General features: G+C 74.7%; 21 protein-coding genes. 7 read left to right on the top strand and 14 right to left on the bottom strand.

Annotated elements, in window-relative coordinates; translation table 11 throughout:
* Positions 1-34: 34 nt before the first annotated feature.
* Together ACFOVU_RS08070 and ACFOVU_RS08065 are read right to left on the bottom strand one after the other, a co-directional pair.
* Entirely contained in the window at positions 35-991 is a 957-nt protein-coding gene (locus ACFOVU_RS08070; RefSeq protein ID WP_378531409.1) for an FAD binding domain-containing protein, read from the bottom strand.
* Positions 988-3576, bottom strand: a complete 2589-nt coding sequence (locus ACFOVU_RS08065; RefSeq protein WP_378531407.1) for a molybdopterin-dependent oxidoreductase — start codon at positions 3574-3576, stop codon at positions 988-990. Before ACFOVU_RS08065 ends, ACFOVU_RS08070 begins: the two co-directional genes overlap by 4 nt.
* Positions 3577-3659: 83 nt before the next feature.
* On the opposite strand from ACFOVU_RS08065, the gene ACFOVU_RS08060 reads away from it, so the two are divergent.
* Positions 3660-4298: a TetR/AcrR family transcriptional regulator gene (locus ACFOVU_RS08060; RefSeq protein WP_378531405.1), complete on the top strand. Its 639-nt coding sequence runs from the start codon at positions 3660-3662 to the stop codon at positions 4296-4298.
* A 72-nt stretch (positions 4299-4370) separates the two neighbouring features.
* Positions 4371-5204, top strand: a complete 834-nt coding sequence (locus ACFOVU_RS08055) for a helix-turn-helix transcriptional regulator (RefSeq protein ID WP_378531403.1) — start codon at positions 4371-4373, stop codon at positions 5202-5204.
* Between the two features lie 27 nt (positions 5205-5231).
* Here ACFOVU_RS08055 and ACFOVU_RS08050 read toward each other — a convergent pair whose 3' ends face one another.
* Positions 5232-5906 carry a hypothetical protein gene (locus ACFOVU_RS08050; RefSeq protein WP_378531402.1) on the bottom strand — a complete coding sequence of 225 codons (675 nt, stop codon included), beginning with the start codon at positions 5904-5906 and terminating at the stop codon, positions 5232-5234.
* A gap of 133 nt (positions 5907-6039) precedes the next feature.
* Between ACFOVU_RS08050 and ACFOVU_RS08045 the strand changes: the two genes are divergently transcribed.
* Positions 6040-6480 (top strand): 50S ribosomal protein L7/L12, encoded by a 441-nt coding sequence (locus tag ACFOVU_RS08045; protein ID WP_378531400.1) that lies wholly within the window; start codon positions 6040-6042, stop codon positions 6478-6480.
* A gap of 131 nt (positions 6481-6611) precedes the next feature.
* Here the strand turns inward: ACFOVU_RS08045 and ACFOVU_RS08040 are convergent, their stop codons facing one another.
* The 7 genes from ACFOVU_RS08040 to ACFOVU_RS08010 form a co-directional block, all read right to left on the bottom strand.
* Positions 6612-7367: an SDR family oxidoreductase gene (locus ACFOVU_RS08040; RefSeq protein WP_378531398.1), complete on the bottom strand. Its 756-nt coding sequence runs from the start codon at positions 7365-7367 to the stop codon at positions 6612-6614.
* Between the two features lie 212 nt (positions 7368-7579).
* Positions 7580-8161 carry a Uma2 family endonuclease gene (locus ACFOVU_RS08035; RefSeq protein WP_378531396.1) on the bottom strand — a complete coding sequence of 194 codons (582 nt, stop codon included), beginning with the start codon at positions 8159-8161 and terminating at the stop codon, positions 7580-7582.
* The gene (locus tag ACFOVU_RS08030; RefSeq protein ID WP_378531395.1) at positions 8162-8755 is read right to left on the bottom strand and encodes a Uma2 family endonuclease; all 594 of its coding nucleotides are present in this window, start codon (positions 8753-8755) and stop codon (positions 8162-8164) included.
* Between the two features lie 143 nt (positions 8756-8898).
* Positions 8899-11301: a xanthine dehydrogenase subunit D gene (pucD, locus tag ACFOVU_RS08025; protein WP_378531393.1), complete on the bottom strand. Its 2403-nt coding sequence runs from the start codon at positions 11299-11301 to the stop codon at positions 8899-8901.
* A complete protein-coding gene (locus ACFOVU_RS08020; protein WP_378531391.1) occupies positions 11301-12653 on the bottom strand; it encodes an 8-oxoguanine deaminase in 1353 nt (450 codons plus the stop codon). The genes pucD and ACFOVU_RS08020 overlap by 1 nt, the downstream gene beginning before the upstream one ends.
* A gap of 136 nt (positions 12654-12789) precedes the next feature.
* On the bottom strand, positions 12790-13341 hold the full coding sequence (locus ACFOVU_RS08015; protein WP_378531389.1) for a (2Fe-2S)-binding protein: 552 nt from the start codon (positions 13339-13341) through the stop codon (positions 12790-12792).
* Positions 13332-14201: an FAD binding domain-containing protein gene (locus ACFOVU_RS08010; protein WP_378531387.1), complete on the bottom strand. Its 870-nt coding sequence runs from the start codon at positions 14199-14201 to the stop codon at positions 13332-13334. The genes ACFOVU_RS08015 and ACFOVU_RS08010 overlap by 10 nt, the downstream gene beginning before the upstream one ends.
* A gap of 260 nt (positions 14202-14461) precedes the next feature.
* Here ACFOVU_RS08010 and ACFOVU_RS08005 point away from each other — a divergent pair, with 260 nt between their 5' ends.
* Positions 14462-16051, top strand: coding sequence for a PucR family transcriptional regulator (locus ACFOVU_RS08005; protein WP_378531385.1), 1590 nt, complete (start codon positions 14462-14464; stop codon positions 16049-16051).
* Between the two features lie 59 nt (positions 16052-16110).
* Positions 16111-16821: a pentapeptide repeat-containing protein gene (locus ACFOVU_RS08000; RefSeq protein ID WP_378531383.1), complete on the top strand. Its 711-nt coding sequence runs from the start codon at positions 16111-16113 to the stop codon at positions 16819-16821.
* A 34-nt stretch (positions 16822-16855) separates the two neighbouring features.
* Here ACFOVU_RS08000 and ACFOVU_RS07995 read toward each other — a convergent pair whose 3' ends face one another.
* Positions 16856-18148 (bottom strand): multidrug effflux MFS transporter, encoded by a 1293-nt coding sequence (locus tag ACFOVU_RS07995; RefSeq protein ID WP_378531381.1) that lies wholly within the window; start codon positions 18146-18148, stop codon positions 16856-16858.
* Positions 18149-18626: 478 nt separating this feature from the next.
* Positions 18627-19271: a dienelactone hydrolase family protein gene (locus ACFOVU_RS07990; protein WP_378531379.1), complete on the bottom strand. Its 645-nt coding sequence runs from the start codon at positions 19269-19271 to the stop codon at positions 18627-18629.
* A 236-nt stretch (positions 19272-19507) separates the two neighbouring features.
* Between ACFOVU_RS07990 and ACFOVU_RS07985 the strand changes: the two genes are divergently transcribed.
* Positions 19508-19885, top strand: a complete 378-nt coding sequence (locus tag ACFOVU_RS07985) for a ChaB family protein (protein WP_378531377.1) — start codon at positions 19508-19510, stop codon at positions 19883-19885.
* A 233-nt stretch (positions 19886-20118) separates the two neighbouring features.
* Here the strand turns inward: ACFOVU_RS07985 and ACFOVU_RS07980 are convergent, their stop codons facing one another.
* Both ACFOVU_RS07980 and ACFOVU_RS07975 read right to left on the bottom strand, forming a co-directional pair.
* Entirely contained in the window at positions 20119-21183 is a 1065-nt protein-coding gene (locus tag ACFOVU_RS07980) for a glycosyltransferase family 9 protein (RefSeq protein ID WP_378531375.1), read from the bottom strand.
* 139 nt (positions 21184-21322) lie between these two features.
* Complete coding sequence (locus tag ACFOVU_RS07975; RefSeq protein ID WP_378531374.1) at positions 21323-22081, bottom strand: alpha/beta fold hydrolase; 759 nt, start codon at positions 22079-22081, stop codon at positions 21323-21325.
* A gap of 202 nt (positions 22082-22283) precedes the next feature.
* On the opposite strand from ACFOVU_RS07975, the gene ACFOVU_RS07970 reads away from it, so the two are divergent.
* On the top strand, positions 22284-22508 hold the full coding sequence (locus ACFOVU_RS07970) for a hypothetical protein (RefSeq protein ID WP_378531372.1): 225 nt from the start codon (positions 22284-22286) through the stop codon (positions 22506-22508).
* Positions 22509-22649: the final 141 nt, after the last annotated feature.

The following is a 22649-nucleotide window of genomic DNA, read 5'->3' as shown; positions in this document are numbered from 1 at the left end:
CGAAGGGCGGGGGCCGGCCGTTTCCGGTCCGGGGCTATCCGGCTTCGGGGTCGCCCAGCCGTTCGAGGACGTGGCGGACGGTGTCGCGCAGCAGCCCCGCCTTGTAGCCGGTCTGGGCGAGCGGGGAGCACAGGGCGGTCACCCCGCTGACGGCGTCGGTGATCGCGTTCTGGGTGAGCCGCCGGCCGGCCAGCGCCTCCTCGACCCCGGACAGGCGCAGCGGGGTCCGGGCCACGCCGCCCACCGCGACCGCGATCCGCTCGGCGTGCCCGCTCGCGCCCGGCACCACCCGGGCGACGGCCTCCACCAGCGGCCACTCGCCGCGGGAGCGGGCGGTCGCCCGGTGGTAGGCGGCGCGCTCACCGTCATCGGGCGTGGGCAGGCGCACCCCGGTGAGCAGCCGCCCCTGCTCCAGGACGTGGTCGCGGGTGGGGTCGGCGCCGTCGTAGAGGCCGGCCACGGCCATCGGCGGCGCCCCCTCCACCTCCACCTGCGCGTCGTAGGCCAGCAGCGCTATCGCCAGCGAGGACGGGTGCGGGGCCGCGCACGGGCCCTGCTGGATCACCGTGCCGTAGCGGTGGTCGCCCTCGCGGGCCGGGCACGAGTCGCCGCCGTTCTGGAAGCAGCTGAACGCGGGGTTGCGGAAGTACCAGCACCGGTTGCGCTGGAGCAGGTTGCCGCCGATCGTGCCGGCCGCCCGGATCTGCGGGGTGGCCAGGGCGCCGGCGGTGGCGGTCAGCGCCGGGTAGGCGGTGCGCAGCCGCGGGTCGGCGGCGATCGCGGCGACGGTGGTGGTGGCGCCGATCCGGGCCGAGCCGTCGCCGGCCCAGTCGACCCCGCTCAGCTCCGCGACGCGGTGCAGGTCGGTGAACGGTCCGGCGGCGGTGCCCGCGGCCAGGCGGGCCATGACGTCGGTGCCGCCGGCGCGGGCCTCGGACCCGGTGTCGCGCAGGGCCGCCACCGCTGTGGCGATGTCGTGTGGGGCGCTCAAGAGCCGATCCCTTCAAGGAGGCGGTCGGGGCGGATGGGCAGGTGGCGGGGGCGCCAGCCGGTGGCGTCGCGGACGGCGTTGCCGATCGCGGCCGCGACTCCGACCGTGGCGACCTCGCCGAGGCCCACGCCGCCGCCGGGGACGTGCTCCCACCCCTCGTGGTGGAAGTGCACCTCGATCTCCGGTGTGTCGCCGATGCCGGGGATGCGGTAGTCCTCCAGGTTGTCGGTGAGCACGGTGCCGGTGGCGGGGTCGGTGACCCGCTGTTCGAACAGCGCGTAGCCCACGCCCTGGACGATCGCGCCCTCGACCTGGTTGCGGGCCAGGCGCTCGGCGTAGATGCGGCCGGCCGAGATCCCCGCCCAGCATCGGGTGGCCCGCACGGTGCCCAGCAGGGTGTCGACCTCGACCTCCATGATGTGCACCGCGCCGCTGAACCCGCGGCCGATGGTGACGTCCCCCATGGCGAAGGGGGTGACGTAGCCGCGGCGGTCGCGGCGGCGCCTGCCGGTCACGCGCACCCCGGCCGCGGTGTCGAGGGTCTCGGGCGGCAGCGCGCCGCTCGCGGGCGCCGACGGGGTGCGGGACCCGAGTTCTTTGCGCAGCAGCCGTGCGGCCTCGGCCGCGGCGGGTGCCACCGACGCCGTGGTGCGGCTGCCGGTGGAGCCGGGGCCGTGCGCGGCGTCGCCCGACCCGGTCTCGACCCGGATCCGGTCGTGGGGCAGGCCCAGCTCGTCGCGGAGGACGCCGGCGATGACCGACCGTGCGCCGGTGCCGATGTCCTGGGTCGCGGTGCGCGCGACGACCACGCCGTCCTCGACCGAGAGTTCGACCTCGGTCCCGGAGTCGAGCAGGTACAGCCAGTTGGAGGCGGCGACCCCCACTCCGCGGCGGTAGCGGCCGGTGCGGGCGCCGCGCGGCCGGTCGCGCCAGGCGGGCAGGGCCGCGGCCCAGTCGTAGAGGGCGCGGCGCTTGGGGTTGCCGTCCCAGCGGCGGCGCAGCGCGACGGGGTCCTCGTCGAGACGGGTGGCCATGTCGTCGACCGCCTGCTCCAGCGCCCAGGACAGGGGCGGGCCGCCGGGGCCGCGGAAGGGGGCGCCCGGCGGGTGGTTGGTGACGACGTCGTAGTCGCGCATCCGCCGCGGTGCGGTGCCGTACATCAGGTTGCCGTGCAAGGCCACCGCGGAGCCGACCGAGACGCCGCCCTCGCCGTAGGCGTCGATGGTCAGAGCGGCGAGGTCGCCGTCGGCGTCGGCGAGCATGGCCAGGCGGGTGCGGGAGCCGGGCCGGTTGCCCGCGTCGGTCAGCTCCTCGGCGCGGTCGAAGACCACTCGCACCGGTGCGCCCGACAGCCGTGCCAGTTCGACGGCGGCCACGGTCTCGGTGGACAGCGTCCCCTTGGCGCCGAACCCGCCGCCCACGTGCTCGGCGGTGACGTGGACCCGGGAGCGGTCCAGCTTCCAGCGGCTTGCCGCCGCGTCGGCGATCGCGGCCACGACCTGGGTGGAGACGTGCAGGTGCAGGTCGCCGTCGGCGTCCCAGCGCGCCACGCAGGCGTGCGGCTCCATCGGGGTGTGCACCTGGACCGCGGTGCTGAACTCGCCCAGGACCAGGCGCGGGTCGGCGTCCCCGGCCGCGGCGGCGATGCGGCGCACCGCGGTGCCCGGGCGCAGGCTGCCGCCGGCGGGCCCGCGCAGGTTGCCCTTCCAGCGCCCGGGCAGCGACAGCCCTTCGGAGCTGGTGGGGGCCGTTTTGCGTTCGTTCGGGGTGGGGTAGACGACCGGGGCGTCCTCGGCGCGCGCGGCGTCGGGGTCCAGGACGGTGGGCAGGTCGCGGTAGTCGACCGAGACCTGGTCGGCGGCGGCGCGCGCCTTCTCGCGGGTGGGCGCGGCCACGGCCAGCACCGGCTGGCCCACGTAGCGGACGGTGCGGTCGCCGGGGAGCAGTTCGACGTGCGGCGCCTCGCCGGCGTCGATGGCGCCGACCACCGCGTGGGCCCGGGAGGAGCGCACGAGCACCGCTTCCCAGCACCCTTCGATCTGCACGTCGGTGGTGTATCGGGCGCGCCCGGTGACCTTGTCCATGGCCTCGGCCCGCGGCGGGGGAGCGGCCGGCTCGGCGTCGTGCTCGCCGGCGCAGGCCGCGGCGACCGCACTGTAGATCCCCTCGTAGGCGCCGCACCGGCACAGGTGCCCGGCCATGGCGTCGGCGATCTCGGCGCGGCCGGGCGCGGTGTCGCCGTTGGCGGCGCGCCAGGCGTCGACGAATGCGGCGGCCTCGACCACGAACCCGGGAGTGCAGTAGCCGCACTGGAGGGCGTCGTGCGCGGCGAACGCGCGCTGGACGGGGTGGGTACCGCCCAGGCCCTCCACGGTGGTGACCGCCCGGCCCTCCAGGGCCGAGGAGGGCAGGAGGCAGGAGGCGGTGGGGGCGCCGTCGACGAGGACGGTGCACGCCCCGCAGACGCCCGCTCCGCAGGCACGTTTGGCGCCGGTGAGCCCCAGCTCGTCGCGGACGAGGTCGATGGCCGGCGCGTCCGGATCGGCGGCGACCTCGGTCGCGCTGCCGTTGACGGAGAACTCCATCGTTGATACCTCCGATGACTGTTGACGTCGTCAACCTAGCAGCTGCGTTGACGGTGTCAACAGCCCTGCCGTAGTGTCGCGGTATGCCCGCAGCTCATCCCCCGGAAACCGACGCGGCCGACCCGTCCGGGCCGCCGCCCGGCGACACCCGGAGCCGGCTCATCGCCGCCGCATCGAAGCTCCTCGGGGAGGGCGGGCCCGACGCCGTCACCCTGCGCGGCGTGGGCGAGCGCGTCGGCGTATCGAGAACGGCGCCCTACCGGCACTTCCAGGGCAAGAACGACCTGCTCACGGCCGTCGCCGTGGCCGAGGTCGGGCGGCTGCGCGACGAGATCGTCGCCGCGCTCGAGGCGGGCGGCGACCCCCCGGCCATGCTGCACCGCGTGTTCACGTCCTTCATCCGCCTGGGCATCCAGCGGCCCGAGCACTACCGGCTGATCTTCGGCGAACGCCTCACCGAGACCAAGGACGGCGAGCTCAAGACCGCCGCGGGCGCGCTGATGCAGATGTGCGTCGCCGTGTTCGCCGACGGCCAGCGGGCGGGCTACATCCGCTCCGGCGACCCCCACGACCTCGCCCTGCTCACCTGGTCCTCACTGCACGGCCTGATCACCCTCGCGATCTCGGGCCACCTCGCGCAGAAGGGGTACCTCACCGACACCGCCCTCGCCCGCCTGGTCACCGAGCTGGTCGCCGGCCTAGAGCCCCGAAGCGCGCCGTGAAGGACCCGCGGCGGCGAACATGGGACCGACAACACCAGGATCCCGCCGCCGCAGCGGGGCACCATATGGACTATGGCTGAATCAGCGACGGCCCTCGGGGCCTTCCTCCGCGCCCGCCGGGGCCGCATCGGCCCCATGGAAGCGGGGCTGCCCGACAGCGGGCGCCGCCGCACGCCCGGCCTGCGCCGCGAGGAGGTGGCCCAGCTCGCCGGCGTGAGCGTCGACTACTACACGCGGCTGGAACAGGGCCGCAGCAGCCGCCCCTCGCCACGCGTCATCGCGGCGCTGGCGCGCGCGCTCATGCTCAGCACCGCCGAGCGCGTCCACCTGGCCAAGCTCGCCGGGGTGGAGGTCCCCGGCGACGCCCCCGGAGCCGCCGAGGACGTGCCCCCGCTCCTCCACCGCCTCCTGGAGACCGTCCTGCCCGCCCCGGCCTACGTCATCGACGCCCGCCTGGACCTGCTGGCCTGGAACCGCTCGGCCGCCGCCCTGTTCACCGACTTCGCCGAACTGCCCGCGCACAGGCGCAACGTGGTCTGGCTGATGCTGCGCGACGAGACCGTGCGGTCCCGGTTCATCGACCCCGACGCCTCGGCGCGGCTGATGGTGACCGCCCTGCGCCGGCTCGCGGGCGGCGACGCCGACGACGCGCGGGCCTCCGCCCTCGTCGGCGAGCTCCGCCGCACCAGCCCGGAGTTCCGCGCCTGGTGGGGCGGGCGCGACCGCGTCCGCTGCGACACCGGGTGCCTGGACCTGCGCCACCCCGGGGTCGGCCGCGTCCGGCTCGACTTCCAGGCGCTGGCGCTCCCCGACGGCTCCGGCAGGCTCCTCACCGTCTTCACCGCCCAGCCCGAGAGCCCCGACCAGGCGGCGGTGGAGCTGCTGGCGTCGCTGGCGGCCGACTGAGCGGCGACCCGCCGCGGAGGGCCGGGCTCACCTGTGGAGGAGGTCCGGGCGCTCGCCGCCGATCGTCTCGGCCAGTTCGCGCACGTCCTGCTCCGGGACCGAGCCGTCGCCCCCGATGCGCACGACGGGCGTGCCGGCGTCGATCCCGCGGCGGCCGTCGAGCCGCAATCCGCCGGCACGGGTGCGCACGGCGAAGGACGGCAGGCCGGGGACGTCGCGGTGCAGGTAGAGGTCGATCACCACCCGTTTGGCGGGCCGAGGGGCGCCCGCCGCACGGACGCCGTAGCGCCATACGTCGATCACGTGCACGTCGTCCCAGGCGATGAAGGCACGGCGGCTCCGGAACCGCCACACGGGCCGCTCGGCCACCTCCAGCCCGAGATCGCCGACCGCGACCGCGCGGCGTGTGAGCGTGCGCGGAACGCCGCAGGTGGAGGCGGTGACGACGACCGCCAACAGCAGGAGGCACACCGCTGTCGTGATCGTCAGCGCCCGGTTCCGCACCCACAGGGCCTCGGCCAGGTGGCGGCCGCGGTCGAGATCCATGTCGACGAGGGTGAGCAGCGCCCCGGTGAGCAGCAGGCCGAACGATCCCAAGCCGACGATGCCCGCGATGCGGAGCTCCAGGTCGCCGATCCGGCGGGGCGGAGGCGACCCCAGGCGCACGGTCCGGACGACGCGCTGCGACGGCGGATGGGGCATGGTCCGGTTCCTTCGTCCGATGCGGGCGGCAGACGTGCTCACGGGTGCGGGCCGGGGCGTGGTCAAGGCCGGTGGAACGGGAGCCGGAGGAGTGCGTCGGGCCTTCGGTGACAGGCGGTCTAGACTCTACGCCGTGGACAGCCAAGTGGTGTGGGCCGCGATCGTCATCGCCGCCATTGTGGCGGGCATCGCCGGCAAGGTGCTCCTGCGCGCCTCACGGTCGTCGGCCGTGCCCGTTCAGCCCCGGCCGGTGACCGAGGGCACGATCGTCCGCGCACGGGCGCTGATCGGCCAGGGCAAGCAGATCCTCGCGATCAAAGGCATCCGCGAGGAGACCGGCCTCGGCTTGAAGGAGGCCAAGGACCTCGCCGACGCCCTGCGGGACGGACGCCCGCTCCCGGTCCAGGTGGCGGGCCCCGGCACCGTTGCCCCCGTCGGCGCCGACCTGGCCGCGCGCGCCCGCGCCCTGCGCTCCCAGGGGCGCCAGGTCGACGCGATCCGTCTGGTCGTGACCGAGACCGGCATGAGCGAGACCGAGGCCACCCGCTTCCTCACTTCACTCGACGGCGCCTGACACCGGCGGAGCGCCGCCACGGTCGCGCGCGGTGTCCGTGAGTGCGGGCGGTGTCCGCGGGTGCGGGCGCGGAGTGCCTCGGGTGCGGCCGCCGTGCGGCCGGGATTCGGCCGTGGTGCGTTCCCGGTCCGTCAGCCCCGGTACACGTTCAGCGCGGCGGACGACTGCACCACCGGCATCAGCTCGATGCGGTTGACGTTGACCCGGGCCGGCTGCCCGACCGCCCAGTGCACGGCGTCGGCGACGTCCTCCGGGCGCAGCGGGTCGGTGTCGGCGTAGACCGCGTCGGCCTTGTCCTGGTCGCCGTGGAACCGCACCGCGGAGAACTCCGTGCCCCCGGCCAGCCCTGGTTCGACGTTGGTCACCCGCACCCCGGTGCCGTGCAGGTCGGAGCGCAGGTTGAGGCTGAACTGCTGCACGAACGCCTTCGTCGCGCCGTAGACGTTGCCGCCGGGGTAGGGGTAGGTGCCGGCGATGGACCCGATGTTGACCACGTGCCCGCGGCCGCGTTCGACCATGCCCGGGAGCACCGCGCGGGTGCAGTAGACGAGACCGGTGCAGTTGGTGTCGATCATCCGCTCCCAGTCGTCCAGGTCGGCCTCGTGCGCCGGCGACAGGCCCGCGGCCAGGCCCGCGTTGTTGACCAGGACGTCGACCTCGGCGAACGCGCCGGGCAGCGACCCCACGGCCTCCGCCACCGCCGCGCGGTCGCGCACGTCCAGGTGCAGCGGCAGCACGTTGGGGCCCAGCTCCTCGGCGAGCCCGGCGAGCAGTTCGTCGCGGCGCCCGGTCGCCACCACCCGGTGGCCGTCCGCGGCGAACCGCCGCGCAATGGCGGCCCCGAACCCGGTGGTGGCTCCGGTCACGAACACGGTCATCGCTGGCATCAAGCGGCCCTTCTCCGATCGGTCACGGGGCGGCTACCCGCCGGCACCCGCGGTACATCGCACGGGGGCGGCGCCACGCGCCCGGCGCTACACCGGATCCGGCGTACCCGCAACCCCCTCAACGGCACCGACCTTACCGCTGGCCGCCCTGATCCCCGGGCAGCGGGGCCGCCCCGGCAGAGAGCGCCGGGGCGGTGATGGGGGGGCGGATGTCACTCGCCGCCGATGTGCTCCATCCAGGGACCGCCGGCGGTGAGCCAATGGGGAACCAATTTCACCGGGAAGGGCGCATCGGTTTCGAAGACATCGGAGCCGACGACCTCGCCGACACAGCGGTACTCCGTTCCGCCCAGGCGGAATTCGAGGATGCTCGGAGCGAATGGGCCGACCGTGACGATCCAGTATGAAGGGATGCCGAACGCAGCGTACTCTCCCCGCTTCGTGTGATGGTCGCGCAGGACGCTGTCCGATGAGACGACCTCCACCGCCAGCAGTGGTGGTGTGGTGATGTAGTCGTCCAAGGGTGGGTAATGGTCAATGACCACGACGTCGGGTCGGCGAAAGTGCGTTCTCTCCCGATTGAGGACGATGACCGGGCGCGTGAAGGTTTCCCGGCCCTCCGGTTCACCGTTCGTCAGGTGGAACGCCAGCCGATGGACGGTCCGGGCGTGGGAGGATTCCGGTGTGGCGTGGATCTCGGCACGACCGTTGACGAGTTCGTAGAAGCACTCTATGTCCTCCACAGTGTCCACGGTGAGTGGCCCTTGTTGCGATTCCATTCCGTCGATGATCATTCACTCGCCACCGATGTGCTCCGTCCACGCGCCGTCGGCGACGAGCCACTGGGGCACGAGTTTGATCGGGAAGGGAGTGTCGGTCTCGAAGACCTCTTCGCCGTAGACCTGGGTGACCTCGTGGTACTCCCCGTCTTCGAGGCGCAGTTCGAGCAGCCCTGTCTTGTCCGGCGATGGGCTGATGATCCAGTACGACTCGATGCCGAAATCGGCGTACTCCCTCCGCTTGATCCAGTAGTCACGGTGTGTGCTCGACGGCGACACGACTTCGACCGCCAAGACCGGAGGCCGGGTGAGATTGGGGTGCTCGATGTCCTGGGTTCGGACAACGGCGACATCCGGACGGCGGTGGTGGGTCCGGTCGGCGTTGAATGTGATGCCAGGGTCGGTCAGCGCCACGTAGCCCTGTCGTATGGCGGTAAGGCCGATGTGTGTGACGAGCAGATTCTGGATGAGCGTGTGCCGAGTTGCGGGAGACGGGGACACATCAAGCCGCCCGTCGACCAGCTCGTAGCGGTTCCCGTCGTCGGGCATCCGCTCTAGGTCGTCGACGGTCAGTAGGCGCTGGTGCGGTGTCGTCCTGCCGATGCTCATGACTTTCATCATGCCTCCTTACGTGCATGCGGACCAGTATTCGCACACACGTGCCCACCGAGAGGGCGAACACGGCAATCCCGTGGCCCGACCACATTGAGGCGCGAAAAGCGGCGCCCGAACGCCGGTTTCGGGCGCCGTTCCTACCGTCCGATTCCCACGATGTCCTCCGGGCGGACCGGGGCGTGGGCGAGGGGGCGGCCCGTGGCCGCCCGGACGGCCGCCACGATCGCGGGGGTGGACGACAGGGTGGGCGGCTCCCCGGCGCCGCGGAGGCCGTACGGGGCGTTGGGGTCGGGGTGTTCCAGGACCTCCACTTGCATCGGCGGGGTGTCGAGGATGGTCGGGATCAGGTAGTCGGTGAAGGACGGGTTGCGGATCACGCCGTCGGCCACCTGGATCTCCTCCATCAGCGCCAGCCCCAGGCCCTGCGCGGATCCGCCGTGGATCTGCCCGGCGAGCTGCTGGGGGTGCAGGGCCTTGCCGACGTCCTGCACGGCGTCCAGGGCGACCACCTTGACCAGGCCCAGTTCCACGTCGACGTCCACGACCGCCCGGTGGACGCACATCCCGAACTGGGTGTGCGAAGCGCCCTGCCCAAGAGTCGGGTCGAGCATCTCGGTGGGGCGGTGGTGGAACTCGCGGGTCTCCTCGATCACCGCGTCACCGACCAGGTCGGCCAGCGACACCAGCACGCCGTCGCGCCCGGACACCACCTTGCCCCCGGTCAGCGACAGGTCCGCATCGTCCCGGTCCGCGCCCGCCGCCAGGCCGCGGTCGCGCGCCAGGGCGAAGACGCGCTCCCGCACGGCCTCGCAGGCGGCCTTGACCGCGCCGCCCGTCATGTAGGACTGGCGCGACGCCGAGGACGAGCCCGCCGACCCCACCCGGGTGTCGGACGGGTGGATCACCACCCGCTCCACCCCCAGCTCCGTGCGGGCGATCTGGCCCTTGATCGTCACCAGCCCCTGGCCGACCTCGGCGGCGGCCGTGTGCACGAGCACCACCGGCTCGCCGCCGATGACCTCCAGGCGCACGCGCGCGGTGGAGTAGTCGTCGAAGCCCTCGGAGAAGCACAGGTTCTTCAGCCCGACCCCGTAGCCGACACCGCGCACCACGCCCTCGCCGCGGCTGGTGCCGGCCAGCCCCCCGGGCAGGGTGCGCAGGTCGGCGGGGTCCGAGAGCGCGTCGCGGTCCGGGGGCATCGGCAGGTCGCGGGCGCGCCGGAGCATGTCGGCCATGGGCATCGGCGCGTCGATGACCTGACCGGTGATGGTCCGCGACCCCTGCGTCACCGCGTTGCGGACCCGCAGCTCCACCGGGTGCAGCCCCAGTTCGGCGGCGAGCCGGTCCATCTGCGACTCGTAGCCGAAGCACGCCTGCACCGCGCCGAACCCGCGCATCGCCCCGCACGGCGGGTTGGTGGTGTAGACGCCGTAGGCGTCCACCGACGCGTGCGGGATCTCGTAGGGGCCCAGCCCCAGCGAGGACGCCACGCCCACCACAGCCGCGGTGGTCGAGGCGTAGGCCCCGCCGTCCAGGATGATCTCCGCGGTGGCGTAGAGCAGCCTGCCGTCCTTCGTCGCGCCGTGCTCGAAGCGCATCCTGGCCGGGTGCCGGTGGACGTGGCCGAAGAACGACTCCTCGCGGTTGTACACGAACTTCACCGGCCGGCCCGTGCGCAGCGCGAGCATGCAGGCGTGGATCTGCATGGACAGGTCCTCGCGGGCGCCGAACGCGCCCCCCACCCCGGCCAGGGTCAGCCGCACCTTGTCCTGGGGCAGGCCCAGGCACGGCGCGATCTGGCTCTGGTCCACGTGGAGCCACTGGGTGGCGATGTGCAGGTCGACGCCGCCGTCATCGTCGGGGACCGCCAGCCCGGACTCCGGGCCCAGGAAGGCCTGGTCCTGCATGCCGACCTCGTACTCCCCGGTGACCACCGCGTCGGCGCGTGCCCGCAGGTCGGCCACTGCGGCGCCCGCGGCGAAGTCCCCGGTGCGGATGGGCTGGTGGCGGACGACGTTGCCGGCCCCCATCGGGTGCTCGGGCGATTCCCCGGGCCCGTGCACCAGCGGGCATTCGGGGTCGAGGGCGGCCCGCCGCGGGTCGGAGACCGGCTCCAGCACCTCGTAGTCGACGGCGATCCGCTCCAGCGCCCGGCGCGCGGTCTCGGGGTGGTCGGCGGCGACGATGGCCACCGGCTCGCCCTTGTAGCGGACCTTGCCGAAGGCCAGCACCGGCTGGTCGCGGTGCTCCAGCCCGTAACGCTTGTCCCCGGGCACGTCCTCGTGGGTGAGGACCGCGTACACGCCGGGCAGCTTCAGCGCCGGCGTGGTGTCGATGCCGCGGATGCGCGCGTGGGGGTGCGGGCTGCGCAGTGTCATCCCCCACAGCATGTCCTCGGTCCACATGTCGGAGGAGTAGGCGAAGGCGCCGGTGACCTTCAGTGTCCCGTCGGGGCGGCGGGGGCTGGAGCCCACGCCGTCGCGGGTGGTACCGGACAGTCCGGGCGGGCCGGTGCGGGGGGTGGCGGTGGTGCCGGGCATCAGCGGTTCGCCTCCTGGAGCAGTCGGGCGCGGGCGGTGCGGCCCGCGCGGGCGGCCTCGTCGGCGGGGACGGTGCGCAGCTCGCCGTTCTCGACGACGGGTGCGCCGCCGACGAGCAGCAGGTCCAGCGGGGGCTGGGGGCCGAAGGCGAGCGCCACCACCGGGTCGGCGATCACGTCGCGGCCGTAGCCGTCGACCCGCCACAGGGCGATGTCGGCGAGCTTGCCGGGCTCCAGCGAGCCGATCTCGGCGGCGCGCCCCAGGCAGGCGGCGCCGCCCAGGGTCGCCATGTGCAGGGCCTGCCGGGCGCTCATGGCCTGCGGGCCCGAGCGGGCGCGGGCCATCAGCAGGGCCTGGCGGATCTCGCCGGCCAGGCCGGTCAGCTCGCTGGAGGCCGGCCCGTCCACGCCCAGCCCGACGGTGGCCCCGGCCGCCAGCAGCTCGGTGGTGCGGCAGATGCCCGCGCCCAGGCGGGCGTTGGAGGAGGGGCAGTGGGCGACGCCGGTCCCGGTGGCGGCGATGCGGGCGATGGCGGCGTCGGACAGGTGCACGGCGTGGGCGAACCACACGTCGGGGCCCAGCCAGCCCAGCTTCTCGGCGTACTCCACCGGGGTGCAGCCGAACTCCGCCCGGCACCGGTCCTCCTCGTCCAGGGTCTCGGCGAGGTGGGTGTGCAGGCGCACGCCCGCGGCGCGGGCGAGCTCGGCGGCGCCGGTCATCAGCTCGCGGGTGACGGAGAACGGGGAGCACGGGGCGACCGCGACGCGCGTCATCGACTCCGGTGCGGGGTCGTGGTGGGCGTCGATGGCCTCCTGGGTGGCGGCGAGGGCGTCGTCTGTCGTCTCCACGACGCTGTCGGGCGGCAGCCCTTCGGCGGAGTGGCCGCGGTCCATCGAACCGCGGGCCAGGTCCAGCCGGACGCCGACCCGGCGGGCCGCCTCGACCTCGGCGGCGGCGATGTCGCCGCGCCCCGAGGGGAAGATGTAGTGGTGGTCGGAGGCCGTGGTGCAGCCCGACAGGGCGAGCCAGCCCAGCCCCGCCAGCGTGGTACCCGCGACGACCTCGGCGTCGAGCCGGTGCCAGATGTCGTAGGAGCCCACCAGCCACTCGAACAGGGTGCCGTCGGTGAACAGGCCCTGTGTCGCCCACTGGTAGAGGTGGTTGTGGGTGTTCACCAGTCCCGGCGTGGCCAGGCACCCCCGCCCGTCGACCCGCCGCGCCCCGGGAACGGCCGGCGCCGCCCCCGGCCCGACGGCGGTGATGCGGCCGCCGTCGGTGACGATATAGCCGTCGGGGTATTCGTCCCCGGAGACCGTGACGACGTGGGCTCCCTCGATGACGATGGCGTTCACGTGACGGCTCCTCGCGTGCGGGGCCGGGGGTCCCGGTGGGGGTGGACGGTGGCCGCCGCCCGGCGGAGGCGGTCCCGCGGGCCGGGGCGCCGTCCGGCGGCTCCTTGGGTGCGCGCCGGGGAGGGCGTCGACGATTTCACGGCGCCTCCCCCGCTCCATCGCGCTCCGCCGCGGCCGTGCGTGCTGCCGCCAGGCGGACCGCGTCGATGATCTTCTCGTAGCCGGTGCACCGGCACAGGTTTCCGGCCAGGGCCTCGCGGATCTCCGGGTCGGCGGGCACGGGGCCTCTGGTTCCCACCGTGCGGGTGATCAGGTCGTCGGCCTGCACCACCAGGCCCGGTGTGCAGAAGCCGCACTGCACGGCGCCGGCCTCGACGAACGCCTCCTGGACCGCGCTGAGCCGCATGCGTCCGCCCTCGTGCGCGGGCCCCTCGCCGGGTCCGCCCGGCCGCGCCAGGCCTTCGACGGTGCGGACCGACCGCCCCTCGCACTGGCCGGCGGCGACCATGCACGCGCACGCGGTCACGCCGTCCAGGTAGACCGTGCACGACCCGCACTCGCCCTGCTCGCAGGCGTTCTTGCTGCCCGGCAGGCCCAGCCGTTCGCGCAGTACGTACAGCAGGCTCTCCCCGGCCCAGACGTCGTCGGCGGTGACCTGCTCGCCGTTGACCTCGAATGTCACGCGCATCGTGCCGTCCCCTCCCGGTAGTCGGTGGCGCTCCAGGCGAGCGCGCGGCGGGCCATGACCGCCAGTGCGCGCCTGCGGTAGGCGGCGCTCCCGCGTACGTCGTCGATGGGGCGCGCGGCCGATGCGACGAGGTCGCCGAACTCGCGGACGTCGGCCTCCGCGGGCGGGGTGCCGCGGTCCCAGTCGAAGCGCTCGGCCAGGAAGCGTTCGGCCTCCGGGGCGCGCAGCGGGGTGGGCCCGGCCGACCCGATGCCGGTGCCGACGGTGCGCGCGGAGGCGTCCAGCGCCAGGGCGAAGGAGGCGACCGCGATGACCATGGCGTTGCGGGTGCCGATCTTGCTGAACTGCTGCGGCCCGGCGGGGTGGGGCAGCAGCACGGCGGCGATCAGCTCGTCGTCGCGGCGGGCCGTGCGCCGCGGTCCGAGGTAGAACTCGCGGGCCGGGACCCGCCGCACGCCGCGGACCGAGGCGAGCTCGACGACGGCGCCTATGGCCAGCAGCGGCGGGTGGGCGTCGCCCGCGGGGGAGGCCTCGCCGAGGTTGCCGCCCACCGACCCGCGGTTGCGGATCTGCGGCGAGGCGACCGAGCGCGCCGCCCGGGCCAGCGCCGGGGAGCGCCCGCCCAGCTGCTCGACGATGGTGGTGTAGCTGACCCCGGCGCCCAGGCGCAGGAACGGGCCGTCGGGCCCCCACTCGGCGAGTTCGGGGATGCGGGAGAGGTCGAGCAGCGCGGGCGGGCGGCGCCGGTCGAAGTTCAGCTCCACCATGACGTCGGTGCCCCCCATGATCGGCACCGCATCGGGCGCCGTACTCTTGGCGGCGAGAGCGTCGTCCCAGGTGGATGGCCTCAGGAAGTCCATGCGTCCCCTCGTTCGTCGCTGCGTCCCCGACGTCCCCGGCGCGCCTGCGGGCACAGGGGGCGCACCGGCGTCCGGCCCTCAGGTGCAGTAGACCACCGGGGCCCGGCACCGGGCCAGACGCCGATGGCCTGAAGCGGCCACCCCGCCGGCCCTGGGTTTTTGTTCATTCCTACAAGTCGGCGGCGTGGGCTAACGTTTCCGCCACGCGGAGGGGGGCACGCAGCCGCCGGCCGCGGACCCCGCACAGCGAGAGGACGTCCATGCAGATCAGCGAGCTGGTCGCCATTCCACGGCTGCGCCTGCGCCTCCTCGGCGGCGCCGGCCATGCGCATCGGGCCATCCGCCGCGTCTACACCACCGACCTGCTGCGCCCCGGGCGCTACCTGAGCGGCGGCGAACTCGTCCTGACCGGCATGATGTGGCACACGGGGCCCGAGGACTCCGAGACCTTCGTCGGCGCGCTCGCCGAGGCCGGCGCGGCCTGCCTGGCGGCCGGCACGGCGCTGGGCGAGGTCCCCGCCGATCTCGTCACCGCGTGCGAGAAGCACGGCCTGCCGTTGCTGGAGGTGCCCGCGGAGACGTCGTTCGGCGCGGTGACCGAGGAGGTGCTGCGCCTGCTCGACCGGCGGCGCTACGCCGCGCTCGCCGAGGACCGCCACCGCCAGCGGCGGCTGATGGCCGAGGTCGCCGCGGGGGCCGACTTCCCCGGTGTGTTCGTTGCGGCCGCGGCGGCGGCCGGGATCCGCGCGTGCGTGCTCTCCAGCACCGGCCGTACCGTCGCCGCCGGCGGCCTGGAACCCGTGGCGCCCGACCGTGAACAGGTGGCCGCCCATGCCCTGGCCGCCGCACCGCTCACGCGCTGCACCGTGCAGATCGGCGTGCGCGAGGCGGCGCCCCGCACGGTCACCGCCCTCCAGGTGCGCACACGGTCATTCCACCCCCTGGCGGGGTGGTCGCTGGTGTGCGACGGCGACCACACGGCCTGGTCGGAGGAGACCCACGAGGCGGTCGCCGAGCTGCTCTCCTTGACGGTCCTGGCGCGCAGCCGCGAGGAGGAACTGGCGCTGAGCGATGCGCGGCATGCCGAAGGTCTACCCCGGCTGCTGGCCGAGCGGCGTTTCGACGAGGTTGTTTCTCTGTTGCGGCTGACCAGGCCCGATACCGAGGACGCGGGCGACGGTCCGGACGACCCCGGGCTGGTCGTGGTCAGCGCCGCCCTGCTGCCCCAGGCGCACCCGCCCGACCTCGCGCGGCGGATCACCGCCGAACTCGTCGCGGCGGCGCCCGGCGCCGTCGTCACCGGCGGCGCCGAGGCGCTGGCCGTGGCCGCCGCCCCCGGCGACGGCCACCCCGGGCCGGCCGGGCTGCACGGCGACCTCGCCCGGGCCGCCCGGGTGCTGCGCGCCGGGCTGGGGGGCCACCGGCTGGTGGTCGGGGTCAGCTCCGCCGTCCGCGACGTCGCCGGCCTGCGGGGGGCGGCCGTGGAGGCCGGCCACGCCCGGCGGCTGGCCGAGCTGCGCGGCGGGCCGACGGCCATCGTCACCGGCGCCGAGATCGACACCCACGACCTCCTCCTGGCCTCGGTCCCCGATGACGTGCGCTCCGCCTACCGCGACCGGCTCCTGGGCCCGCTGGTCGACTACGACCGCGCCCACCGCTCCGACCTGGTCGAGACCCTGGAGCGCTTCCTGCGGTACTCGGGGTCGTGGCAGCGCTGCGCCCAGGCGATGCACGTGCACGTCAACACCCTGCGCTACCGCATCGGGCGGGTCGAGGAGCTGACCGGCCGCGACCTCAGCCGCCTCGACCACCGGGTGGACCTCCTCCTCGCCCTCAAGCTGCGGGCATGAGGCCGCTCCCGCGGCAGGCCGCGGCGGGGCATGTCGCAGTCCGGCGCTAGCCTCGCCGCATGCCATACCAGATCCCACCCGTCGGCTGCGAGGTGCGCGGCGCCGACCTGTCAGGGCGCGACCTGCGCGATGCGCTCGCCGAGCCCGCTCTTCTGCGGCCGCGGGCGTTCACCGACTGCGACTTCTACGGCGCCGACCTGCGCGGCGCCTCGCTCGCCGAGGCCGTGTTCACCGGCTGCAATCTCGACAGCGTGCGCTTCGACGGCGCCGATCTCGAAGGTTCGCAGTGGGAGGGCGGGGGAGCTCCCGGCGCGTCCTTCGCTGGCGCCGAGTGCCCCGACGCGTCCTTCACCCGGGTCGACCTCGCCAACACCACGTGGCACCGGGCGCTGCTCACCGGAACCGCCTTCACCGGCTGCCGGATGACCGGCGCGAGCCTGTCGGGGTGCCGCGGGATCGGCTACACGCTGGCGCAGTGCAACCTCATGCTCGCCCGGCTCAAGGGCGTGAAGCTGCGCGGCCAGGAGCTGCGCGGCCTGCGGCTCGACGACGCCGACCTCACCCGCGCCGACCTTCGCGACACCGTGTGGTCCGACAGCCGGCTGCGCGGCGCCCTCCTGACCGGCGCGGATCTGGGCGGTGCCGACCTGCGGGGGGCCGACATCGGGACGATCGACCTCGCCGGCGCGCCGGTGCTGCGCGGGGCCACCATCTCGCCCGACCAGGCGGGGGAGCTGCTCGCGGGTCTGGGGATCTCGGTGGCCCGCTGACCCGGCGGGCCGCCCGGCGGGGCCGGCGGCGGCCTCAGACCGCCGCGAGGGACCCGCGCCGCACCGCGGCGGCGACGAACAGCCCCGCCGCCGCCAGCGCCGTCACCACCATGACCAGGGTCATGCTGCCCAGCGTGGCGTGCCCGGTCCCCGTCAGGCCGGCGGCGGCGGCCAGCACGCCGCCCAGGGCGAACTGCAACGTGCCCAGGAGCGCCGAAGCGCTGCCGGCCTCCGCCGCCGGACGGCTGACGATGGCCAGCGTCGTTGCGTTGGGCGAGATCAGCCCGGTGCAGAACATCATCATGAACAGCACCGCCGTCACGGTCACCAGCGTCGCCCCGCCCGACAGGTGCAGCGCCGCCAGCGCGAACACCGACACCGTGGCGCCGGCCAGCCCGGCGACGAGCCGGTGCGGCGTGTCCATCCGGCCGATCAGGGCCGCGTTGAGCTGGTTGCCCAGGATCATGCCGAGCGTGTTGACGCCGAACACGAGGCTGAACTGCTGCGCCGTCGCCCCGAGGTGGGCCTGCGACACGAAGGAGAACGCGGAGACGTAGGTGAACGTCATCGCGAAGCTGAGCGCCATCGTCAGCGTGGGCACGATGAACCGCGGGTCGCGCAGCAGGACCCCGAACAGCCGCAGGGTGGCGGCCCAGTCCTGCCGGGTGCGCCGCTCGGCGGGCAGGCTCTCGGGCAGGCCGACGAAGACCAGCGCCACCCCGCCCAGCCCGGCCACGCCGAGGGCGCCGAACAGCAGCTCCCAGGGGCCGAACAGCATCAGCTGGCCGCCCAGGACGGGCCCCAGCATCGGGGCCAGCCCCACCAGCAGCGCCAGGCGGGAGTACAGGCGCACGGCGGAGTCGCCGTCGAAGGTGTCGCGGACCACGGCCCGCGAGATCACGGCCGCTGTGGCGGCGGCCAGCCCCTGGAGGAACCGCAGGGCCGTGAGCTGCTCGGCGGTGGTGACCGCCATGCACAGGAAGGACGTCGCCGCGAACACCGCGATGCCGATGAGCAGCGGCGTCCGCCGCCCCCAGCGGTCGCTGAGGGGCCCGATGATCAGCTGACCCACCGCCAGGCCGACCATGGTGGCCGTCAGTGTGAGCTGGATCTGCGGCTCTGTGGCGCCGAGGTCGGCGGCGATCTGCGGGAACGCCGGCAGGTAGAGGTCGGTGGCCAGCGAGGTCGTCGCCGAGAGCATGCCGAGGACGAAGACCAGCAGGGCCATCGCCGGGCGCGGGCGGCGGGCCGTTGCAGGGGCCGGTGCCGGGGCGGCGGGGCGCGGCGCGGCGGCCGGGCGGCGCACGCGAACAGCAGTGGGGGTCACGGGGACTCCTGGGAAAACAGTGGGGCGGATCCACGGGGGCCGCGGGAGGCGGGACAGCCGGGGAAACGCAGGGAGCACGGGAAACCGTGAGAGCACGGACCGGCACAGGGGCCGCCGAGCGGCGGAGGCACCGGAGCGGCCCCGTGGACGGGGCACTGGGGCGACAACACGCACTCCTCGTGGCGACATCCCGAAATCCCTTCTCATCCGTGGTGATGTGGGCCACCGCCGCCCGGCCGCCGCTGTGCGGCGGCGCGCGGGCGGGGTGACCCGGCACACCCCGGTGCGGCGCCGTTGCCGACCGGGGCGCCCGCGTATGCCTGCGGGCCGGGCACCGTCCCCGTGGAGGCGCCCGGCACACGGAGGCGGTGCCTCCGCGCAGCGGGCACGGTTCCGCTTCGGCGCATCCGTCAAGGGGCGCACCGAGGGGCGGGGGCGGTGGGTCGCGGGAGGGGGAGGGAGAGGTGTGAGGGGCGGGTCAGCCGCCCGACGGCGCCGCCAGGTGATCGCGGAACCAGGTCATCGCGGCGCCGGTGACCTGTTCCAGGGCCCCCGGTTCCTCGAACAGGTGGGTCGCATCGGGCACCAGGTGGACGTGCCCGGCGACGTGCAGCCGGTCGACGGCCTCGAAGCTGATCCGCACGATCGGCGGGTCGGCGCTGCCGGCGATCATGAGGACGGGCGCGTCCACCTGCGGAAGGCGGTCGGCGGCGAGGTCGACCCGCCCGCCGCGGCAGACCACCGCGCCGACCTCGCGGGGCCGGTCGGCGGCGGTGCCGATGGCCGCGGCGGCGCCGGTGCTGGAGCCGAAGAGGCCGATCGGGGTCCCGGAGGTGTCGGAGTCCTTGCCGAGCCAGTCGACCGTGGCCGTCAGCCGGTCGGTGAGCATCGGGATGTCGAACCGCGGCCCGCCCGCGGGCGTCTGGTCGCGGCCCTCCTCCTCGGTGAGCAGGTCGATGAGGAGGGTGCCGAACCCGGTGGTGTTGAGGGCGTCGGCGACGGCCCTGTTGCGCGGGCTGTGGCGGGAGCTGCCACTGCCGTGGGCGAACAGCACGACGCCGCTCGCCTCGGGACCGATGGCCAGGTCGCCGGGCAGGACGGCATCGCCCGTGTCCACCGTCACGGATCGCACATCCATTGGTTCGTCCTCCTCTGTCCGGTATCGCGCCACTACCGGTCCGCGTCGCCGTCAAACCTCCACGAAAGCCGCGTGGGTTTATCCAGGGGGCGATATCGGTAGCGGTGTGGACGGATCGCCCGCTGTGGCGGGGTCTGAAGCGGTACGGACGCGACCGTGCGGATCATCACGTGCACGTCCGGGCGTGTCGCGCCGCCGGATCGATCGAAGGGGGACCGGCCATGCCGGGACGCAAGAACCTGCCGGACACGGTCCGGCGCTCGTCGCGGAAGGCCCAGGACACCTGGGCCTGTGCGCACGACTCGGCCGTGGACACCTACGGCGAGGGCGAGCGCGCGGACCGGGTCGCCTACACGGCGCTCAGGCGCGGCTTCGAGCAGGTGGGCGACCGCTGGAAACCCAAGGAGTCGCGCCGGGCCCCCGGAGCACGAGCACCCCGGGCCGGGGGCGGCGTGGACGCCGACGCCGGCAAGCAGGAGCTGTACGCGCGCGCCAGGGAGCTGGGCGTGCAGGGGCGGTCGACGATGACAAAGCCGCAGCTGGTGGAGGCGGTGAAGAAGGAGAGCCGGTCGCGGATGCGCCGGCCCCGGGCGTCGTGACCCCGGCGGCGCCGCGCACAGCAAAGGGGGCTTCCCGTAGGGAAGCCCCCTCTGTGCGTCCAGCGGGCCCGCGGTGTGCGCCGCGGACGGGGTGGACCGGGTCCACCGGGTGGCCCCCTCCCGATCCCCCCGGTACAGGAGGGGGCGCTGCCCGGCTCCGAAGGTGCCCCGGAGGGCACGATGGCTCTGTAGTGGGGACTACCGAATCCGCGGCGGCCCAAACACCCCGGAGGTCAGGGGGCGGGCTCGGCCGGTGCCGGGGCGGCGGTGCCGGGGGCGCGGATCGGCACGGTGCCGAGGGCGTCGATGACCTGTGCGGCGGTGATGCGCAGCAGGCCGGGACCGGGTGGGCCGTCACCGGGCTCGCCGGCCCAGAGGCAGGCGTGCAGCGCGTCGTCGATGCGCGGCCCCGTCCGGGCCGGCGAGACGCGGCCGAGGATGCGCACCGAGGGGGTCGCGTAGGCGGTGGCCAGGTGGGCCACCCCGGAGTCGCCGCAGACGACGACGGCGGCACCGGCGATGAGCGCCGCGGCCTCGGGCAGCGTGGTGCGTCCGGCGAGGACGTCCGCGGGGTCGATGCCCGCGGCGCGGCCGACGCGTTCGGCCGGGCCGCGTCCGGCGGCGGATCCGGTGATGACGACGCGGTGGCCGCGGTCGGCGAGGTGGCGGGCGACCGCGGCGAACCGCGGCTCGGGCCAGCGCCGGGCGGGGGAGCCGGCGCCGGGGTGCAGGACGGCGGCTCCGGGGCGGGGGGCCGGGAGGGCCGGCGGGGCCATCCGCAGGTCGGTGGCCTCGGTGGGGACCCCGTAGTGGCGCAGGAGCCGGCAGCAGTTCTCGGTCTCGTGGAGGCCGGGGATCGGGTGCGGGCCGGGGGAGGCGGGGGTCTCGGGGTGGGCGTAGGTCCACAGGAGGGCGGGGCGCAGGGCGCGGAGGGCGCGGACGCTCTGCGGGTCGCCGTCGTGCAGGTTGACGGCGAGGTCGAGGGGCGTGCGGCGTGGCCAGGGGGGCGCGGTCAGGGCGACGCTGGGGATGAGCGGCCAGTCCAGCCCGGCCAGTGCGAGGAGGTCGGCGTGCCCGGGGGGTGCGGCGAGGTGGATGCGGTGCCCGGGGTGGGCGCGCTCCAGTGCCCGCAGGGCGGGCAGGGCGGTGAGGAAGTCGCCGAGCCCGCGGGAGCGCAGGACGAGCAGGTCCGGGCCGTCGTCTCCGGGCCGGCGCCGGAGCGGGCGCGGGAAATGCGGTGGCTCGCTGGGGACCGGGACGCTGGGGTACCCGGAACGCGGCCGTGCGGGCTCTCGCATGGACGGCCGCCTACCGCAGTACCGGAGTTCCAAAACGTGGCAAATCAGACATATGGGGTGGTCGGGGTCGGTTGAGTGGAGGTCGGCCGTCCCGTGGGCCGGTCGACGGGTGCGGTGGATCGGCGGGTGGGCGGCCCCCTCAGCGGGTGCGGCGGATCGGTAGCCGGGTGGCCGGGGGCTCGCCGGTGAGGAAGTCGCCGACCAGATGGCGGAGGGTGCCGGGTTTCTCGAGCAGGAGTGCGTGGGAGGTACCGGGAACGACGGCCAGCTCGGCGGCGGGCAGGGCGCGGTAGAGGGCCACCGTGTGCTCCAGGGTGACCAGGTCGTCGTCGCCGCTGACGACCAGCGTGCGCGCGGTGACGGCCGACAGCTCGTGCTCGGTCAGGTCCGGCTCGGTCGCGGCGGAGGCGGCGGTCTTCTCCAGGACGACGGGCAGGTGGTCGCGGCCGTCGGGCGACACCTCGGCGTAGGCGTCGGCGACCTCCGGGGGGACCTCGCCGGAGGGGCCGGGGCGCAGGACCATGCCCTCGCGCTGGAAGGCCCCGCTGATCAGGACGAGGCGTTCGACGAGATCGGGGCGGCGGATCGCGGTCATGAGCGCCACCGTCGCGCCGGTGCCGTGTCCGGCCAGGCGGGCCGGGTCGGCGACCACCTGCTCCAGGAAGGCGACGGTGTCGTCGGTCATGACGCCGAGGCCGATGGGCCCTTCGACATCGGCGGTGTGCCCGTGGCCCCGGCGCTCGGGGGTGAGCACCCGGAAGCGGTCGGCGAGGGGGGCGAGGCCGGCGTCGAATACGCGGGAATCGCCCGGCGAGCCGTGCAGGAGCACCAGCGGATCACCGTCGCCGCGTTCGTCGTACCAGGTGTGCACGCCGTTGACGTCGGCATACTGTCCCATCGCTGCGGTCCCCCCGGTCGCGCGCCCCCGTATCGGGCCGTTCGGCGGCCCCGCGGGCCGCCCGGCGTTCCCGGACCCGCGGCCTGCCAAGTTACCCGCCCGCGTCGCGTCGTTCACCGTGGGTGAGTGTCCTGGGCGTGTCCGGGTAGTCGTCCGGCCGTGGGTCTGCCGGGGCGCGGGGGTGGGAAAGGTGGAAACGGTGATGAAGCGTTCTCTTGCAGTGGTGGTCTCCGCGCTGGTGGCGGGCGGGGTGTCGCTCGCCGCGGCGGCGCCCGCGGCGGCCGTGGTGCGCTTCGAGGCGAACTTCGCGACGGAAGCGGACTGCCTCAACGCCGCGGCTCAGGCGGGGCAGGAGGGCTACCCGGCGTTCTGTCAGCGGGCGAATCAGCTTCCCGGATACAACCTCTTCGTCGAGGACTGGGGGTGACCTCCTTGGGCCCCGTCGGGGCCGGTTCCGGTGCGGCGCCACGGTGGGCCCCATCGGCGCGCCATCCGGGTGTCGTTGCAGGTCGCGGTGGTAGCGTGAGCGCGATCGCGTGGCCCGGCCGGGGGGTCCGGCGCCCGATCG

Origin of the sequence: Nocardiopsis sediminis (assembly GCF_042650565.1) — a bacterium.
In the GTDB taxonomy this organism is placed as follows: domain Bacteria; phylum Actinomycetota; class Actinomycetes; order Streptosporangiales; family Streptosporangiaceae; genus Nocardiopsis_B; species Nocardiopsis_B sediminis.
The sequence above is the reverse complement of the archived record's forward strand: the minus strand, read 5'-3'. Positions and strand labels throughout refer to the sequence as shown.